At 70.1% G+C, this 17,524-nt stretch carries 20 protein-coding genes; 6 read left to right on the forward strand and 14 right to left on the reverse strand.

All coding sequences use genetic code 11. From position 1 onward, the window contains the following. Positions 1-3: 3 nt before the first annotated feature. On the reverse strand, positions 4-1,008 hold the full coding sequence (locus tag CQ034_RS17970; protein ID WP_146114879.1) for an alcohol dehydrogenase catalytic domain-containing protein: 1,005 nt from the start codon (positions 1,006-1,008) through the stop codon (positions 4-6). A gap of 193 nt (positions 1,009-1,201) precedes the next feature. Here CQ034_RS17970 and CQ034_RS17975 point away from each other — a divergent pair, with 193 nt between their 5' ends. The 3 genes from CQ034_RS17975 (at position 1,202) to CQ034_RS17985 (ending at position 2,907) form a co-directional block, all read left to right on the forward strand. Then, positions 1,202-2,278 (forward strand): ABC transporter substrate-binding protein, encoded by a 1,077-nt coding sequence (locus CQ034_RS17975; protein ID WP_105712148.1) that lies wholly within the window; start codon positions 1,202-1,204, stop codon positions 2,276-2,278. A 105-nt stretch (positions 2,279-2,383) separates the two neighbouring features. Continuing rightward, positions 2,384-2,653, forward strand: a complete 270-nt coding sequence (locus CQ034_RS17980) for a type II toxin-antitoxin system Phd/YefM family antitoxin (protein ID WP_055871358.1) — start codon at positions 2,384-2,386, stop codon at positions 2,651-2,653. Further along, positions 2,650-2,907: a type II toxin-antitoxin system RelE/ParE family toxin gene (locus CQ034_RS17985; protein ID WP_105712149.1), complete on the forward strand. Its 258-nt coding sequence runs from the start codon at positions 2,650-2,652 to the stop codon at positions 2,905-2,907. Before CQ034_RS17980 ends, CQ034_RS17985 begins: the two co-directional genes overlap by 4 nt. A gap of 177 nt (positions 2,908-3,084) precedes the next feature. Here CQ034_RS17985 and CQ034_RS17990 read toward each other — a convergent pair whose 3' ends face one another. From CQ034_RS17990 to CQ034_RS18015, 6 genes are read right to left on the reverse strand one after another with little or no spacing between them, the layout of a single operon-like run. Further along, positions 3,085-3,918 (reverse strand): ABC transporter permease, encoded by an 834-nt coding sequence (locus tag CQ034_RS17990; RefSeq protein ID WP_105712150.1) that lies wholly within the window; start codon positions 3,916-3,918, stop codon positions 3,085-3,087. Beyond that, positions 3,915-4,748: an ABC transporter permease gene (locus CQ034_RS17995; RefSeq protein ID WP_105712151.1), complete on the reverse strand. Its 834-nt coding sequence runs from the start codon at positions 4,746-4,748 to the stop codon at positions 3,915-3,917. The genes CQ034_RS17990 and CQ034_RS17995 overlap by 4 nt, the downstream gene beginning before the upstream one ends. Continuing rightward, on the reverse strand, positions 4,745-5,572 hold the full coding sequence (locus CQ034_RS18000) for an ABC transporter ATP-binding protein (RefSeq protein WP_105712152.1): 828 nt from the start codon (positions 5,570-5,572) through the stop codon (positions 4,745-4,747). The genes CQ034_RS17995 and CQ034_RS18000 overlap by 4 nt, the downstream gene beginning before the upstream one ends. Positions 5,573-5,612: 40 nt before the next feature. Beyond that, complete coding sequence (locus CQ034_RS18005; protein ID WP_105712153.1) at positions 5,613-6,587, reverse strand: LLM class flavin-dependent oxidoreductase; 975 nt, start codon at positions 6,585-6,587, stop codon at positions 5,613-5,615. Position 6,588: 1 nt separating this feature from the next. Beyond that, positions 6,589-7,995, reverse strand: coding sequence for a dihydroorotase family protein (locus CQ034_RS18010; RefSeq protein WP_105712154.1), 1,407 nt, complete (start codon positions 7,993-7,995; stop codon positions 6,589-6,591). Then, on the reverse strand, positions 7,992-9,050 hold the full coding sequence (locus CQ034_RS18015; protein ID WP_219860812.1) for an alpha/beta hydrolase: 1,059 nt from the start codon (positions 9,048-9,050) through the stop codon (positions 7,992-7,994). The genes CQ034_RS18010 and CQ034_RS18015 overlap by 4 nt, the downstream gene beginning before the upstream one ends. Positions 9,051-9,203: 153 nt before the next feature. On the opposite strand from CQ034_RS18015, the gene CQ034_RS18020 reads away from it, so the two are divergent. The 3 genes from CQ034_RS18020 to CQ034_RS18030 are packed head-to-tail and all read left to right on the forward strand — an operon-like array spanning position 9,204 to position 12,063. Continuing rightward, a complete protein-coding gene (locus CQ034_RS18020; protein ID WP_105712155.1) occupies positions 9,204-10,184 on the forward strand; it encodes a putative F420-0 ABC transporter substrate-binding protein in 981 nt (326 codons plus the stop codon). After that, positions 10,181-11,251 (forward strand): putative F420-0 ABC transporter permease subunit, encoded by a 1,071-nt coding sequence (locus CQ034_RS18025; protein WP_374956824.1) that lies wholly within the window; start codon positions 10,181-10,183, stop codon positions 11,249-11,251. The genes CQ034_RS18020 and CQ034_RS18025 overlap by 4 nt, the downstream gene beginning before the upstream one ends. Continuing rightward, on the forward strand, positions 11,248-12,063 hold the full coding sequence (locus CQ034_RS18030; protein WP_258134264.1) for an ABC transporter ATP-binding protein: 816 nt from the start codon (positions 11,248-11,250) through the stop codon (positions 12,061-12,063). Before CQ034_RS18025 ends, CQ034_RS18030 begins: the two co-directional genes overlap by 4 nt. A 14-nt stretch (positions 12,064-12,077) precedes the next feature. Here CQ034_RS18030 and CQ034_RS18035 read toward each other — a convergent pair whose 3' ends face one another. The 7 genes from CQ034_RS18035 to CQ034_RS19690 form a co-directional block, all read right to left on the reverse strand. Beyond that, positions 12,078-12,545, reverse strand: a complete 468-nt coding sequence (locus CQ034_RS18035) for a hypothetical protein (RefSeq protein WP_105712156.1) — start codon at positions 12,543-12,545, stop codon at positions 12,078-12,080. Positions 12,546-12,730: 185 nt separating this feature from the next. Continuing rightward, complete coding sequence (gene cofD, locus CQ034_RS18040; protein WP_105712157.1) at positions 12,731-13,729, reverse strand: 2-phospho-L-lactate transferase; 999 nt, start codon at positions 13,727-13,729, stop codon at positions 12,731-12,733. Then, a complete protein-coding gene (gene cofC / locus CQ034_RS18045) occupies positions 13,726-14,397 on the reverse strand; it encodes a 2-phospho-L-lactate guanylyltransferase (RefSeq protein ID WP_105712158.1) in 672 nt (223 codons plus the stop codon). Before cofC ends, cofD begins: the two co-directional genes overlap by 4 nt. A 9-nt stretch (positions 14,398-14,406) precedes the next feature. Continuing rightward, a complete protein-coding gene (gene fgd, locus CQ034_RS18050) occupies positions 14,407-15,432 on the reverse strand; it encodes a glucose-6-phosphate dehydrogenase (coenzyme-F420) (RefSeq protein ID WP_105712159.1) in 1,026 nt (341 codons plus the stop codon). Next, positions 15,429-16,274 carry a coenzyme F420-0:L-glutamate ligase gene (cofE, locus tag CQ034_RS18055; protein WP_105712160.1) on the reverse strand — a complete coding sequence of 282 codons (846 nt, stop codon included), beginning with the start codon at positions 16,272-16,274 and terminating at the stop codon, positions 15,429-15,431. The genes fgd and cofE overlap by 4 nt, the downstream gene beginning before the upstream one ends. Then, positions 16,271-17,263: a TIGR03557 family F420-dependent LLM class oxidoreductase gene (locus CQ034_RS18060; RefSeq protein WP_105712161.1), complete on the reverse strand. Its 993-nt coding sequence runs from the start codon at positions 17,261-17,263 to the stop codon at positions 16,271-16,273. Before CQ034_RS18060 ends, cofE begins: the two co-directional genes overlap by 4 nt. A 77-nt stretch (positions 17,264-17,340) precedes the next feature. Then, positions 17,341-17,524 (reverse strand): hypothetical protein (locus CQ034_RS19690; RefSeq protein ID WP_219860814.1); only part of this gene is annotated, 184 nt, incomplete at its 5' end.

The following is a 17,524-nucleotide window of genomic DNA, read 5'->3' on the forward strand; positions in this document are numbered from 1 at the left end:
TGGTCAGCGCACATCGACGACGACCTTCCCGTCGCCCTTGCGGGGAAAGTCGCGATACGCCGTGGCGATGTCGTCCAGCGCGTAGCGGGTGCCGACGAGCGAGGGCAGCGCCCCCGACCCGGCGAGCGCGAGCGCTTCGGCCACGTCGGCGTAGCGCGCACTGGCGACACCCGACAGCTGCTTGCGGCGCAGGTAGAAGTCGCGGGCGTCGATGCGGAGATCGCTGTCGACGGATGCCGCACAGAACACGGCCCGACCGCCCCAGCGGAGCGCGGAGATCCCGGCGCTGAGGGTGGGGGCATGCCCGGACACGTCGAGCACGACGTCGAAACCCTCTCCCCCGTCGAGTGCGGATGCGAGGGCGGCAGCATCCGATGCCTGGATGATCTGCTCGTCGCCGAGGGGGGCGATGGCGCGGCGTGACGCCGCGACCACGTCGGCGCCGCGGGCGAGGGCGATGGCGACCGCGGCTCGTCCGAGCGTGCCGCCGGCGCCCGTGATCAGCACCCGGTCGTCTGCGGCGAGCGCGACGGTGCGGGCGGCGTTGATGACGATCGAGGCGCTGTGGACCAGCGCGGTCGCCTGCGCGGCGTCGAGTCCGTGGCGGTCGATCGCGTTGCGGGCGGGGACGGTGACGAACTCGGCCGCTCCGCCGTCGCGGTGCACCCCGATGACGGTCTGCGCCGGGCAGTTCGCCTCGTCTCCGGCCAGGCAGTGCGCGCAGGTGCCGCAGGCGATGTTCGGCTTGACGACGACGGCCTGGCCGATGCGCCTCCGGTCGACCCCGGCGCCGACGGCGACGATCTCGCCGGCCGGGTCGATGCCGAGGATGCGGGGGAGCTGCGCCTGCGCTCCCGGCCCGATGCCGGCGATGACGTTGAGGTCGAGCTGGTTCACGCCGACGGTGTCGACGCGCACGAGCACTTCGCCCTCCCCGGGCGTCGGCTCGGCCGTCTCCTGGACGGTCAACCCGTCCAAGTCATGACGGCTCAGCACGGCGGCACGCATCTTCACCTCTTCATCGCGGGAATCTGTTTGGGATACTGTATCCAATTTTCATCACGGCCGTCTAGACCCTGTTCGAGCACGATATCCCGCAAAGCATGGACACCGGATTCCAAATTGGATACCGTATCCCAAAATCCGCGTGAGGCGCCCCACTCCACGGAGGAGTCGCACGCACTTGCCCGAATGGAGAGTCATGCGCACGACACGAAACAGACTCGGCATCGCCGTGGTCGGAGGAGCCGCAGCACTGACGCTGCTGGCCGCCTGCGCCTCGCCGACACCGACACCGGCAGAGCCCGTCGACCTCGGCGACGGCGAACCCGGAGCCGCCGAAGACACCGACATCACGGTGGCCATCCCCTTCCCCGACATCACGATGTACTCGATGTTCACCCTCGCGAGCGACCTCGGCTACTACGAAGAGGAGGGCCTCACCGTCGAGGTCATCACCGCCGACAACGTCACGGCCGCGGTCGCCAGTGGCAGCGCCGACATCGGCGTCGAATCCACCGGCACCGTGATCGACGCCATCCGCGGCGGCGTCGAGATCGACCTGGTCTCCGGTCACTACTGCCGGCAGAACTTCGACTTCGCGGTGCAGTCCGACGTGAAGAGCGTCGACGATCTGGACGGCACCTCGATCGTGCTCGCCGGAACCCCCGGCGACCCCGCCGAGTTCCAGCGGGCGCAGGTGTTGAAGGAGGAGGGCTGGGACGTCTCGTCGATCAACGCCGAGGTCGTCTACCCGGGCCCGGGCTCGGAGTCGTGGACGGAGTTCTTCGTCAACGACAAGATCAGCCTGCAGCCGTTCTATGCCGACGACCGGGCCGCCCTCGAGGCGCACGGCGCGAACATCGTCGTGGAGTCGCTGCGCAACTGGGCCAACGACGTGCAGATCGCCGGCACCCAGTGGGCGCAGGAGAACCCGAACACCCTCGTCCGGTTCCTGCGCGCCACGCTCAAGGGCACCGACTTCATGACGGCACCCGCACCCGGCGAGTTCCCCGAGAACGCGGAGGAGGCACTGGACATCTACGAGGCCAACGACTTCGACGTCGCGGAGCTGCGGGAGTCGGACAGCGTCTGGATCCTCGACGGCCACCTCGCCTGCCCGAACCTGTACTTCGACGGCGAGGCGTGGGACACCACCATCGAGACGCAGAAGCTCGAGCCGCTCGAGTTCGACGACGAGCAGCTCGTGTACCTCCGCAAGGCGCACGATCTCCTGGGCCTCGACAACGAGGGGCCTGCGACGCTGACGTACCCGTGACCCGCTGAGTCACACGAGAGGCCCCACCGTTGCGCATGGCGGTGGGGCCTCTTCGTGTGTAGATGATGCAAACCGATCAGTTTGATCGTTTGGTACCATAAGTCCATGACTGATGTGCTGCCCGTCTCCGATGCCAAGCGTCAGCTCGGCGCGCTCGTCGATCGCGCCCACCTCACGCACGAGCCCGTGTTCCTGTCCCGCCGAGGGCGCCGCGTCGTGGCCATCGTCGACGCGGATGAATTCGATCGCCTTCGCGAGATCGCCGAGGACGCCGAGGACGCGGCCGCCGCCGTGGCAGCACGCCGCGAAGCTGCGGAGACCGAATCGCTCCCCGTGCCCTGGGAGGAAGTGAAGGCGGAACTGGGGCTCGTGTGAGCTACCGGATCGACATCGCGGCGCCGGCACAGCGGCAGTTGCGGAAGCTGGATCCGCAGGCCCGGCGCCGACTTCAGGCAGCGATCGAACTCCTCGCCGAAGAACCTCGACCGCCTGCGGCGAAGATGCTCGTCAACAGCGATGGCGCGTGGCGCGTCCGCGTGGGGGATTACCGTTTGATCTACGACATCGAAGACGATCGCCTGGTCGTGCTCGTCCTCGCCGCCGGGCATCGCCGCGAGATCTACCGCTGAGCGAGTAGCCCTACGACCCCGGCGGGATAGAGGGGCAGCGCCTCGGCATCGTCATCGCCTTCACCCGGATGTGGCTTCGATCGATCGGCACCCGGCAACGCTACCCCGTGCCCGCCGAACAGACCCGGCCCCCGTCGCGCATGAGACGGGGGCCGGGAGTCGGGAGTCGGCGCGGGGTCAGCCGACGATCTTGCGCTCGTCGTACCAGGGCGCGAGCCGGCGGCGGAGCACGGAGATGAGCAGCAGCGTGAGGTTGGCAATGATGACCATCACCACGACCATCGCGATGGCCTCGTCCATCCGGAACTGGTACGCGGCGAATTCGAGCAGGTGGCCGAGGCCGCCGGTGCCGCCGAGGAACTCGCCGAGCACCTCACCCGTGAACCCGAGGGCCGCACCGCGCTGGATGCCGGAGAGGCTGTAGGGCAGCGTCGCGGGGAAGATCACCTTCCACCCGAGGCCGATTCCCTTCGCGCCGTAGACCCGGGCCGCGTTGACGAGCGAGGGGTTCACCGTGACCGCACCCTCCATCGTGTTCAGCAGGATCGGGAACACCGCGAGCAGGATCACCAGCGCGATCTTCGACTCGCTGCCGAGTCCGAGCCCGAGGATGAACAGCGGCGCGAGCGCGACTTTGGGCGTCGAGTACAGCACCCACAGGAACGGCGCGACCATGAAGCGCAGCACCGGCGACCAGCCGACCGCGAGACCGACGACCACACCGACGACGATCGCGATCGCGAGGCCGATCAGCAGGTTGGTGACGCTGAACGCGAAGGCGCTCCAGAACTCCGGGTCGACCATGAGCTGCCCGAACGCGACAGCCACCGCGGTCGGTGCGGGCAGGAACGCCTCGGGGATCCAGTGGAACCAACTGACGGCCGCCTCCCACAGGAGCAGCACCGCGGCGATCACTCCGATCAGGAGCAGCGTCCACTTGCCCTCGCCCGCGCGCACCACACGCCGCGGCCGCACGATGCGGACGGTTCCGGTTGCCGAGACGACGCTCATCGCTTGCCTTTCCTCGTCCACGGCGCGACTCCGCGCTCGATGGCCGTGACCACCTGGGTCATGCCCACGCTCCACAGCACGACCACCGCGATCGCGGCGAACGCCTGGTCGGTCTGATAGGTGTTCGAGGCGCGGATGATGAGCGCGCCCATGCCGCTCGACGAACCGGCGAGCTCGGCCACGACCATGCCGATCGTGGCGAGCACGACCGCCTGCCGCAGGCCCGCGAACAGGAACGGCACCGTCGACGGCAGGTACACCGAGCGGTAGAGCCGCATCCGACCGGCGCCGTAGACGCGGGCGGCGCGGATGATCGAGGGGTTCGTGGTGCGCATGCCGGCGGCGACATTCAACAGGATCGGGAAGATCGCGCTGATCGTCACGAGGAAGATCACCGGACCGATGCCGAAGCCGAACCACGCCTTCGCGAGCGGCTGATAGGCGATCGACGGCGTCGCGTAGATCGTCCAGGCGATCGGGCCGATCACCCGGTCGACCGGAAGCGAGGCACCCATGAGAAGCCCGACCGGGATGCCGACGACCACCGCGAGCGCGAAACCGGTCAACCACGCCTGCACCGAGATGCCGGCGTTGGCGGCGAGCGAGCCGTTCGCGACGATCTCGCCGAAGCCCTGTGCGATGGCGAGAGGCGGAGGGAGGAAGACCGGGCTGATCCACCCGAAGACCCCCACCACGAGCTGCCACAGCACGAGGAGGATGACGACCTCGATCGCGATGACCGCGGCCTTGCCTCGGGCGCTCAGGCCGGCGAGCCAGGCCGCGACACCACCCCTGCCGAGGTTGGGCCCGGTGGCGAGGAGCGCGGTCATTTCGACACCGCTGCCGCCGTCGCCTCACCCTCCAGCGCCTCCCAGAGGTGGTCGCGGAGTTCGAGGAAACGCGGATCGTGCTGCACAGACCGCTCCGACCGCGGGCGTGGGATGCCGGTGGTGATGATCTCTTTGATCGCGCCGGGGTGGCTCTTGAACACGACGATGCGGTCGCCGAGGAGGATCGCCTCCTCGATCGAGTGCGTGATGAAGAGGACGGTCTTGCCCGTCGCCTCGATGAGCTTCTCGATCTCGTCGCGCATCACCTCACGGGTGAGGGCGTCGACGGCGCCGAGCGGCTCGTCCATCAGCAGGATGCGGGGTTCCGCGACGAACGCGCGGGCGAGACCCACGCGCTGCTGCATGCCGCCGGAGAGCTCGCGGGGATACGACGACTCGAACCCCTTGAGGCCCACCATGTCGATGGCCTCCTGCACCTTCGCCCGCCAGTCGGCGGTGCGCAGGCCCTTCTGCATCTCGAGCCCGAACTTGACGTTGTCGAACACGGTGCGCCAGGGCAGCAGTGCGTAGTCCTGGAAGACCACGGCCCGGTCGGGTCCGGGACCATGCACCTCCATGCCGTCGACGAGGACCGAGCCGGTGCTCGGCGCGACGAGGCCGGCGATGACGTTCATGAACGTCGTCTTTCCGCACCCCGACGGGCCGAGCACCGTGATGAACTCGCCTTCGAACACGTCGAGGTCGACGTCCTCGATGGCTATCAGCTTCTTTCCCGTCCGCGCGACGTCGTAGCTCACCGAGAGTCCGGTGACCGAGATCAGCGGATCCGCCGAGTCCCGTGCGGTGTCGTTCACGTCAGTCATCGTCGACCTCTCGTCTCATCGCCGCGCGCCGGTGCGCGGCTTATCGCAGCTTAGGAAGCACCTCGGTGCCGAGCAGCTCGATCTGCTCGAAGAACCGATCGAACTTGAAGCGGAAGTCGAACACCAGGTGCTCGGTGCCGACCTCCTCGAACCGCTTGATCTGCTCGACCGCCTCGTCGGGGCTGCCGACGATCAGCTGACCCTCGAGGTCTTCGACGGTCTCGAAGCTGCCGGAGGGCGGCTTCACCGCGAACTTGGCCTTGTTCGCCCAGGCGAGAAGCCCCGGGATGTTCACGTGCTTCAGGGCCTCCTCGCGCGTGTCCTCGATCGAGGTCGGCGGGATCACGGCGATGGTCGGCATGGGCCGGCCGTTCTCGTCGGTCATCTCGCGCATGGTCTGGATGCGCTTCTCCATCGTGAGCAGGCCCGTGCGTCCCGGCATCCATCCGTCGGCGAACTCCGCCGCGAGACGGGCCGAGCGCGGGGTCGCGCCGCAGTACCAGAACGGGATGCGTCCACCCACGGGCTTCGGCTCGATCGTGACGTTGTCGAACTTGAAGATGCCGTCGTCGTACGTGACGTCGTTCTCGGTGAACACGCGCCGCAGGATCTCGGCGTTCGAGCGCACCATCTCCACGCGGTCGAGGTCGCCCCAGCCGATCGCGTCGAACTCGTGGTCGAACGTGCCGGCGCCGAACCCGAGGATCAGGCGCGGGCCGAGCAGCTGGGTCATCGTGCCGGCCATGAGGGCCGTGACCAGCGGATGGCGGAACGGGATGAGCGAGCCGGTGCCGAGCTCGATCTTGTCGGTCACGGCGCCGATGGCGGTGAGGGTCGTCAGCGCGTCGTAGAACGTGCGGTTCGGCTTCTCCATCTCGCCGTGCGGCTCGAACACCAGGTGATCGCGCACCCAGACGGAGTCGAATCCGAAGCTCTCGGCGAGCTTGGACCCCTCCAGGAGCTTCTCCTTGCTCGCCTCCTCGCCGAAGTGCGGCAGCAGCAGTCCGAATTTCATGTCAGTTCCCTTCCGCGGCGAATGCCGCCCTGTCTTCCGCCGATGCGGCGAGCTTTCCGAATGTGCGATCGCCGACGACCTCGTCGCCGACGTAGACGTCGACACCGCGCACGAGGGTGCGCTGGATGCGGGCGGTGATCGTGCGCCCGTCATACGGAGTCCAGCCGATCTTCGACAGCACGCCGTCGTTGGTGATGGTCCACTCCTCGGCGAGGTCGGCGATGACGATGTCGGCATCCGCCCCGATCGTGAGCGAACCCTTGACGCCTTCCAGGCCGAACTTGGCGGCGGGGATGTGGGCGACCATGTCGATCGCGCGCTGCAGGTCGAGCTCACCCTTGTTCACGGCGTCGAGCATGAGCTCGTAGTAGTACTGGATGCCGGGGGTGCCGGTGTGCGAGCTCCACATCTGCGTCCACCCGACCTCCTTCTCCTCACGCGTGTGCGGGGCGTGGTCGCTGGCGGCGATGTCGATCGTCCCGTCGCGCATGCCCTCCCAGACGGCAGCGCGGTTGTCGTCGGGCACCCAGTAGCTGAGCGCGTACGGGCCGAGCGTCTCGACGTCGTTCCAGGTCGACAGGAACGGCGCCCAGTGGTTCACCTCGCAGGTCACGTCGATGCCGTTCTGCTTGGCGCGGCGCACGGCCTCGATCGAGCGGCGGGTCTGGATGTGCGCGATGTGCACCGGGCAGCCGGAGGCCTCGGCGAGGCGCAGCACGACGTCGATCGCGGTGTCCCAGATCACTCCCTCGCGGGCGGCGTAGGCCGAGGCGTAGCCCTCCGGGGTGTTCTCGCCGCGGGCGAGGTAGGCGCCCTCGATGTAGTCCATGAGCGCCTGGTCGTGCGGGTGCACGATGAAGCGTTTGCCGGTCTGGGCGATGTGATCCATGATCTCGAGCAGGTGCCCGTGGTTGTGGATGCCGGTGCCGGAGGGGTGCGGGTAGTCGCGGCCGGTGTCGACGACCATGTAGATCTTGTACGCCCGGATGCCCATCTCGCTCATGCCGGCGATCTCGTCGAACTTGGTCGGCGCGGGGTTGTGGTTCCAGTCGACGATCGACGATTCCTCGTACCGGTGGAACACGTCGGTCAGGGTGGCGACGTCGGTGGTCGGCGGCTTGAGGTTCGGCATCCCGAACATCGTGGTGACGCCACCGGCCGCGGCCTGCAGGCTCGTCGTGTAGATGTCGTCCTTGTGCTCGTAGCCGGGTTCGCGGGTGTGCACGTGCACGTCGACCATGCCGGGGAGCACGAGCTTGCCGGTGGCGTCGACCGTGCGCTCGGCGGCGATCTCGGTGCCGGCGGCCACGATGCCGGCGATCTTGCCGTCGGCGACGAGCAGGTCGGCGACGACCGGGCCTGCGGGGGTGACGACGGTGCCGCCGGTGATCTTCAGATCCACGCTCATCGCGCGACCTCCTCTTTGCTGACGGACTGTGCCGGAACGGATTCGGTGGTGACGGACTCGCCGATCGCGGGCGACGGCGAAGACCGGTGGATGAGGTGCGCCGGGCGCACGTACCGGTCGAACCAGCCGACGATCACCGGGGTGGTCTGCTCCCAGTACGCGTCGTACGCGGCGTAATGGGTGGTGTGCCGCTGCATGATCAGCTGCTTCGGACCGCGCGCGGCCTCGTACAGCGCCTCGGCGTGATCGGTCGGGGTGGTCGCATCGCCCTCGACACCGATCACGAGCAGCGGCGTGGTCAGACGGGCGGCCGCCTCGATGGGCCGGTAGGCGATGATGCCCTCGGCGCATGCGAGCGGCACGGCGGTGGGGATGCGGTCGTCGACGTCGGCCTTGATCTTCGTGGCGCGACGCTCGGCCGTGGGGATCATGATCTCCTCGCGGGGATGCACGATGCGCCCCTCCCCCGTGGCGACGCGCTGGCGGCGGTCTTCGGCGAGGGAGTTCTGGAAGTCGAGCCATTCGTACTCGCTGCGCATGCGGTGCAGCCAGTCCTCGCCGTCGGCGACGGGGACCTGGCTGACGGCGGCCTTGATGCGCGAATCGGCGTCGGCGAGGAGCACGGCGTTGCCGCCTCCGGTGCCGCCGGTGCCGAAGACGCCGATCGCGTCGGCGATCACGTCGTCGCGGGTGGTGAGGTAGGTCACGGCGTTCACCAGGTCCTGCAGCTGCCAGGCCGGCGAGAGGTAGCCGCGGTCGCCCTCGGAGTCGCCGAAGCCGCGGTAGTCGATCACGAGCACGGCGAAGCCGGCCTCGACGAGGGCTTCGTGATAGCGGACGTAGAGCTTGGCGTCCTTGAGTCCGAGCCAGCCGGGCCCCTGCACGATCGCGCGGTACGGTCCGTCGTGGTCGGGCGTGCGCCACACGGCGGAGATGCGCTGACCCTCGCTGAAGTACGAGACGGGTGTGGTCTGCATGGGTTCCTCTCGGCTGAACGCGGCATCGCGGTCGGCGATCTGTGCCGCTGCGGTGGGGCGGTTCCCATCTTGACCCATTTTGGATCCAGAATCCAGTATTGATCTGGATCCAGTATCCGCGGTAGCATGACCGCATCACGTCGACCCGATTGGTCGATGCCGGTGGTCCCGACCTGGACTGCGAACGTGCTCTCTCTTGCGCCCCTTCCCGTCCTCGTCTCCCGGAGAACCATGCCTGCCACCGCCCGCGCTCTCGGCGCCGCCCCTGCCCTCGCCCTCCTCCTCGCCGCCGGCTTGAGCGGATGCGCCGCAGCTCCCGCCGCTCCCGCCGCTGCCGCCGCTCCGAAACCCGTCGTGCTCGACAACTGCGGCACCGAGGTGTCGGTCGATGCCGCACCGCAGCGGATCCTCACCGTCAAGTCATCGACGCTCGAACTCGCCCTGGCGCTCGGCGCGGGCGACCGGATCATCGGATCCGCCTTCTCGGACGGCCCGCTGCCCGAAGACCTCGCCGCGGCTGCCGAGGACATCCCGGTCGTCTCGGACAAGGTGCCGTCGAAGGAGGCCGTACTCGAACTCGAACCCGACCTGGTGTTCGCGGGGTGGGAGTCGAACTTCTCGGTCGACGGAGCGGGCGAGCGCGCCGACCTGGAGGCCCTCGGCATCACCACCTACGTCGCTCCTGCCGCGTGCAAGGCCGAGGGCTACATGCCCGATCCCCTCACGTTCGACACGGTCTTCGACGGCTTCACCGAGGCCGGGGAGCTGCTCTGCGAAGAGGAGGCCGTGGCGGCGTTGGTCGAGGAGCAGCGCGCGGCGCTCGACGCGATCACCCCCGACGACCGCGGCCTCACCGCCGTCTGGTACTCGTCCGGCACCGACCAGCCCTTCGTCGGCGCGGGCATCGGGGCACCGCAGATGATCATGTCGACGGCCGGGCTCGACAACGTGTTCGCCGACGTGCACGACACCTGGACGTCGAGCTCGTGGGAGCTGATCGCCGAGGCCGACCCCGACGTGATCGTGCTGGTGGATGCGGCCTGGAACACGGCGGCCTCCAAGATCGCGCTGCTCACGTCGAACCCGGTCACCGCGCAGCTCGACGCCGTGCGGAACGAGCGGTTCGTGATCGTCGACTTCCCCGCGACCGAGGCCGGCATCCGCAACGTCGACGCCGTCGAGTCGATCGTGACGCAGCTCGGAGAGCAGTGAGCGTCACGGTTCCGCTGCGGGCGGCGATCCCCCTCGCAGCGGCATCGGCCCCGCGCCCGCGGCGGCGCACGGTCTCGGCGATCGCTGTGCTGCTGCTCGCGCTGGCCGGAAGTGTGGTCGCGGCGGTCGCGATCGGTCCCGCCGACATCACCCCGGCCGAGCTCGTGGCGAGCGTCTGGTCGCACCTGACCGGGGCCGCCAGCGGGCTCACCCCGATCCGCGACGCGATCATCTGGGAGGGCCGCGTGCCTCGGGTTCTGACGGCCGCCGCGGTCGGAGGCGGCCTGGCCCTGTGCGGCGCGGTGATGCAGGCGCTCACCCGCAATCCGCTCGCCGACCCGTATCTGCTCGGGCTCTCGTCCGGGGCCTCGACCGGCGCCGTGATCGTGATCGTCCTGGGCGCCGCGGTGGCGCTGCCGTTCGCCGCCTTCGCCGGTGCACTGCTGGCCCTGGCGCTGACGCTCGGCCTGGCGCGTGCGGCCGGTTCCGCGGGGGCGACCGCCGTGGTGCTCGCGGGGCTCGCCGTGTCGGCCGTGCTCGCCGCGCTGACCAGTCTGGTGATCTTCTGGAGTGCGACCAACGACAGCTACCGCGAGATCCTCGCCTGGCTGCTCGGCTCGCTCGGCGGCGCCGATTGGGCGGATGCGGCCCTGGCCGGGGTCGCCGTGGTCGTGTGCGCGGTGCCGCTGCTGGCCGCGGCCCGCCCGCTCGACAGCCTCGTGCTGGGCGACACCGCCGCCGAGGCACTCGGCATCCCGGTCACTCGCCTGCGGGTGCTGCTCTTCGTGTGCACGGCACTGCTGACCGGAGCCCTCGTCGCGGTCAGCGGCTCGATCGGCTTCGTCGGGCTGATCCTGCCGCACGCGGTGCGCGCGGTCGTCGGCGCCCGGCATCGCGCCCTGCTGCCGGTCTCTTTCCTCGCCGGGGCGGTGTTCCTCATCTGGGCCGACACCATCGCCCGCACCGTGTTCGAGCCCCGCGAGCTGCCGGTCGGCATCGTCACCGCCCTGATCGGCGGCCCCGTGTTCGCGCTGCTGTTGCTGCGCATGCGGAAGAGCCGCGCATGACCGGCATGCGGGCGAGCGGCCTCGACGCCCGCCGCATCCGGTTCGGTCACGGCGACCGGCTGATCGTCGACGGCATGCACATCACCGCTCCCGGCGGCGAGGTGACCGCGCTGCTCGGCCCCAACGGCTCGGGCAAGAGCACCCTGCTGCGCCTGATCGCGGGCACGCTGCGCGGCGAGGTCGAGGCTCTCGCGCTCGACGGCGCCTCCCTCCCGGCGCTGCGGCGACGCGAGCGTGCACAGCGGGTGGCCCTGGTCGAGCAGGAGTGGTCGGCGGCGGAGGGCATGACCGGTCGCGACATCGTCGGTCTCGGGCTGCTCCCGCACCGCGGATGGCTGTCGTTCGAGGGCGAGGAGGCGGATGCCGCGGCCATGGATGCGGCCATGATGCGCGCCGGTGCGCTCGAGTTCGCCGACCGTGACGCCGCGACCCTGTCCGGCGGCGAGCGCCAGCGCGTGAACCTCGCGCGGGCCCTGGCTCAGCGTCCATCGCTGCTGCTGTGCGACGAGCCGACGAACCACCTCGACATCCGGGCACAGCTCGACGCGCTCGTGCTGCTGCGCTCCCTCGCCCGCGAGGGCATGACCGTGCTCGCCGCGCTGCACGACCTCAACCACGCGGCGGCCTTCGCGGATCGCGTGGTCGTGGTCGCCGACGGGCATGTGCAGGCGGCCGGTTCGCCGCACGAGGTGCTGACGCGCGAGCTCATCGCCCGTGTGTGGCGCGTCGACGCGGAGGTGCTCACCCGTCCGGGGAGCGATCGACCGCTCATCGTCTTCGAGGACGCGATGGCTCCGACCCCGGGGCGCTGAGAGCCTCAGTCGACCTAGGCGTGCGCCAGGCTCGGCGCGCGGACGAACGCGCTCAGCCGCAGCGAGAGCTCTTCCGCTTCGGCTTCGTACTCCGCCACCGAGATCGCCGAAGGAACAGCACCTGGCGACCCACCCCCGACTCCGGCGAGCGCACAGGAGCGAGCCGGAGCCATCAGCTGGTCGAACGCCATCGGCAGGGTCTCGCATCGCGCGTGCCCGCACAGCACGTGCGCGAGCTCGTGCGTCACGACGTGGAGTCGGAACCACCGCGGGTCGGAACCGCGCACGGGAATCCGCACGCGATCGCCCTCGGCCAGCACGAAGGGCGCGACCGCCATCCACTCCTCGTCGGCGAGGACGTCGATCTCGACGTCCATGCCGGTCAGCGCCGACACCCGGTCGGCGAGGCACTCCACGCTGGTGCCGCACTCGGCCTCCAGCTCTTCGAACAGCCGCTCCACGCGACGTCGATCATTCATCATCGCCCTCACCCCTCCTGCAAGTCCGGCCCCCTTTCGGCCGAACATTCCCTCACCGGAAGAGACGGCGCCGGGGGTCCAGTCATTACGCCGAAAGGCCGAAAACCTTCGGCCAGTCTTCGCGCGGCGGTCTACGACTTTTGGCCTATCGGGCGGCTCGTGCGGCGGGACCAGCTCTGGCGAGCCGATCAGGCGGGGAGCGCGATGTCGAGCGCATCCGCGGCGAGACGGGCCGAGGTGTCGAGGTCGCGCATCCACAGCGGACGCACCGGCGTGCGAAGACCCTCCGCCTCGAGCACCGCGGCGAGCGCCGCATCCTCCTCGCCGATGAGCCAGGTGTCGAGCAGACCGCCCGTCGCCCGTGCACCGTAGTGCCGGCCGACCGCATCGGCCATGGCGGGGATCCCGACGGCGGCGAGGCAGGCGTCGGCCATGCCCCGAACGGGGGCGCCCGCGATGATCGGCGATACCCCGACCACGGTTCCGGATGCTGCGCGCACCGCAGCGGCGATACCGGGCACGGCGAGGATCGGGCCGACCGAGACCACCGGATTCGACGGGGCGAACAGGATGGCGTCGGCCTCGGCCATCGCTGCGAGCACGCCCGGCGCCGGCGTGGAGTGCTCGATGCCCGGCCAGTCGAAGCTCTGCGCCGGAAGGGATGCCCGGTGCCGGGTCCACCACTCCTGGAAGTGCATCCGGCCCTGAGCGGTCGTCACATGCGTGTCGACCTCGGCATCCGTCATGGGCAGCAGCCGCACCCCGAGCGGCCAGCGCGACGCGAGCCGGGCGATGACCTCGGTGACCGAAGCGCCCTCGCGCAGCCACCCCGTCCGGGCGATGTGGGCGCCGAGATCGAGGTCGCCGAGCGTGAACCAGGGCCACCCGGCACCCCACCCGTGCAGTTCCGCGGCGACGCGCTCCGACTCCCCCGTGCGCCCCCATCCGCGCTCGGTGTCGTTGACTCCGGCGAGCGCGTAGATCATCGAGTCGACGTCGGGCTGCAGTCGCAGGCCGCTCAGCCACAGGTCGTCGCCGGTGTTGGCGATCACCGTGATCTCGGCACGGGTGCCGCCCGCGGCATCCGGCCACCGCCGCCGCGCTGCTTCGCGCACCCCGACGACGAACTTCGACCCGCCCACGCCGCCCGCGAGGACGACGATGCGCGGCGCGCCGGATGCGGTCATGAGGCGAGGACCAGGGGGCGGTCGACGAGTGCGGAGGTCCGCGGACCGAGACCTGCGCGACGCGCGTCACGGAGATGCTCGGCGCGGTCGAGGTCACGACGCAGTCCGCTCAGCACGGGAAGACCGACCTCGACGAATCCGGCGGCGCGATGGGCGGCCGCCGATTCCCCACCGAAGCGAGTGTGCAGGTCGAACCCCGCCCGCGCCGTGGCGAGCACGGTGCCGGTTCCCTCCGCATCCGGCACGAACGCCCGCGGGTGCGACGAGGCGAACGCGAGCGCCCTGGCGAGCTCGTCCGGACGCAGTGCGGGGAGGTCGCCGAGCAGCACCGCCCGCGGCCGGTCACCCGGTGCCGCACGCACCCCCTGCTCGATCGCCGCCGTGAGACCCTCGCTGCGGTCGCGCACCAGACGCACCCGGGGCAGCAGCCGCAGCGCGGTCGCCGTGACCTCGTCTCTCGTCACCACGATGACCTGGGCGACCCGCTCGCACGCGGCCGCGGCCTCGACCGTGTCGAGCGCGATCGCGCGGGCGAGGGGCTCGCGATCCACGCCGGGGATCCGCAGCCGTGACTTGCCGATCTCGGCACGCTTCACCGGGATCACCACGACCCATTCCCGTGCGGGGGCGCCCGGCAGCGGCACCCCGATTCCCGAACCGCGGATCATGTCGGACGCCTAGCCGCGGGTCGTGTCGCGCAGCCGGGGCGCGATGTCGCGCTCGAAGAGCTGCAGGAAGCGACGCTGGTCGTGTCCGGGCGCGTGGAAGACGAGGTGGTTGAAGCCCCAGTCGATGTAATGCTGGATGTCGGCGGCCACGGCATCCGGGTCGTTCCCGACGATCCAGCGCTTCGCGATGGTCTCCAGCGGCAGCGCGTCGGCGGCCTTCTCCATCTCGACCGGGTCGGTGATGTCGTGCTTCTGCTCCTTCGAGAGCGACAGCGGCGACCAGAAGCGCGTGTTCTCCAGCGCCGCCTCCCGCGTCTCCTCGTAGGAGAGCTTGATCTCGATCATCCGGTCGTACGTGTCGAACGAGCGCTCGGACTGCTCCAGCCCCTCCTTCACCGCGGGGAGCAGCTGGTCGACGTAGAGCTCCTGCCCCTTGCCCGAGGTGCAGATGAAGCCGTCGCCCGCGCGGCCGGCGTAGCGCGCGACCATCGGTCCGCCCGCGGCGATGTAGATCGGGATGCCACCCTCGGGGCGGTCGTAGATCGAGGCGTCGTGCGTCGAGTAGTACTCGCCGTCGAAGTTCACCCGGTCGCCCGACCACAGCGCCCGCATCAGGCGCACCGACTCCCGCAGCCGCGCATAGCGCTCCTTGAACTCGGGCCACTCCTGCTCGCCCGCGCCGCGGAACCCGGTGGCGATCTCGTTCAGCGCCTCACCCGATCCCACACCGAGGATGATGCGGTCCTGGTACAGGCAGCCCAGGCTCGCGAACGCCTGCGCGAGCACCGCCGGGTTGTAGCGGAACGTCGGGGTCAGCACCGAGGTGCCGATGCGGATGCTCGACGTGCGCTCGCCGACCGCCGCCATCCAGGTGAGCGAGAACGGGGCATGCCCGCCGGTGTGCCGCCAGGGCTGGAAGTGGTCGCTCGCGAACACGGACTGCATGCCGTGCGCCTCGGCCGCGACCGAGATCTCGACGAGCTCCCGCGGGTCGAACTGCTCCGCGCTGGCCTTGTATCCGAGGGTCAGTGTCATGTCGCATCCTTCTGTTCGTGTTCCGGCTGTTCATGTTCTTGCAGTTCGTGTTCTGGCTGTTCCTGCTCGCTGAGGTCTGCCAGGGCGGCGGCGTAGCCGTCGCGGTAGCCCTGGTCGAGCGCTTCGGCGGTGCCCAACCAGAACAGGTCGCGCTCCGAGGCGCGCACGATGCTCGACGCGCCGGGGAGGTCGAGGGGTCCGACGAGGTCGGCGCGACCGCGCACCACGGCCACCGGGTTGCCACTCGCCTTGCCCTTGACGAGATCGGATGCCGCGGCGAGCTCATCGGCCACGCACGGGGTCGTGACGCTGAGCACCTTGCCCGCCTGGTCGGTCGTCCCGCGGAGGTCGGCGATCATGCGCACGCCGCCGCCACCGATCGCGACGTCGGTCTGCCCTTCGCGCCAGGGCCTGCCGAGGGTGTCGCTGAGGATCACTCCGACCTCGGCGCCGGTGGCCGCACGCAGCCCCGCGGCGAGCGCACGCGCCGACCGGTCGGGGTCTTCGGGCAGCAGCAGCACCCAGCCGTCGGGGGTGTTGCTGGCGTCGACGCCGGCGGCCGCGGCGACCATGCCCAGGCGGTTCTCGACGATGCGCATGGTGTGCCCGTCGAACGTGCGGGAGGCGACGAGGCGCACGGTCTCGGCGGTGATCGCCTCTTCGCGGTCGGCGGCCTGCACGTAGCGGCCCTCCGCCTTGGAGACGATCTTCGAGGTGACCACGAGGATGTCGCCGTGCGCGAGCTCGACGCCGGTCGCGAGGATCAGGGCCACGAGGTCATCGCCCGGCTGCACCTCGCCCATGCCGGTGAGGGCGAAGACGGTGATCGCGGGGGCGCTCATGCGTGCACCTGCGGCAGCACGTCGCGGCCGAAGACCTCGAGGAACTCCCGCTGGTCGGGGCCGACGTTGTGCAGGTAGATGCGCGTGAATCCGAGGTCGGCGTAGCGCTGGATCTGCGCGCGGTGCACGTCGGGGTCGGCGGAGATGAGCATCGAGGCGCGCATGTCGTCGGCCGTCACCCCGCGCACCAGTTGCTCGAAGTCGTAGGGAGAGCGCACGTCGCCGCGGCGCATCCGGAGTCCGGCGACCGGCCATTCGGTGAGCGCGTTCGCGAGGGCCTGCTCCTCGGTCGGCGCCCAGGAGAGGCGCAGCTGCAGCACCTTCGGGAGGGTCTCGGGGTCGTGGCCCGCCTCGCGCGCTCCTTCGGCGAACCGGGCGAGCAGCGGTGCGAGGCGCTCCACCTCGGCGGAGGTCGTGATCAGTCCGTCGGCGTTGCGGCCGGCGCGGCGCGCGGTGGCGGGGCCGGCAGTCGCGACGTAGACCGGCGGGGCGGCGGGCGGCATCGTCCAGAGCCGGGTCGACTCCATGCGGAAGTGCTCGCCGCGGTGGCGGGTGTCGCGACCGGCGATCGAGGCGGTGAAGAGCTTGCGGATCAGGTCGACGGCCTCGAACATGCGGTCGATGCGCTCGGCGGGCTCGGGCCAGTAGTCGCCGACGATGTGCTCGTTCAGGGCTTCCCCCGACCCGACGCCGAGCCAGGTCCGCCGCGGATACAGCATCGCGAGGGTAGCCGCGGCCTGTGCGACGACGGCGGGGTGTGTGCGGAAGCCGGGGGTCGTGACACCGGGACCGAGGTCACCGGTGGTGTGCGCGCCGATCGCGCCGAGCATGGTCCACACGTGCGCGGCATTGCGGTGGCGCGGCAGCCAGGGCTGGAAGTGGTCGGTGGCCATGATCCCGCGGAACCCGTGCGCCTCGGCGAGGACGCAGTTCGCGATCACGGCGGTCGGCTCGACCTGCTCGAGCATCACGGCGTACCCGATGTGCATGTCGCCTCCTGACCCTTCTTCTCCTGTTGTTCCCATTGAATGGATACTGGATCCAAAAGTCAAGAGCGGCGCCCTCCTCACCCTCCTCCCGCTCCCTCGCCCTCGCCCTCTCCCCCGACGCGCCCCGAGTGCACGGCATCCTGCCGAGCGCACGGCTTCTTCGCGTCGAGAAGCCGTGCACTCGTCGCCAAGCCGTGCACTCGGGGCGCGTCGGGGGAGAGGGCGAGGGCGAGGGAGCGGGAGGAGGGTGAGGAGGGCGCC

Source organism: Microbacterium sp. MYb45 (assembly GCF_002979655.1).
Lineage (GTDB): Bacteria > Actinomycetota > Actinomycetes > Actinomycetales > Microbacteriaceae > Microbacterium.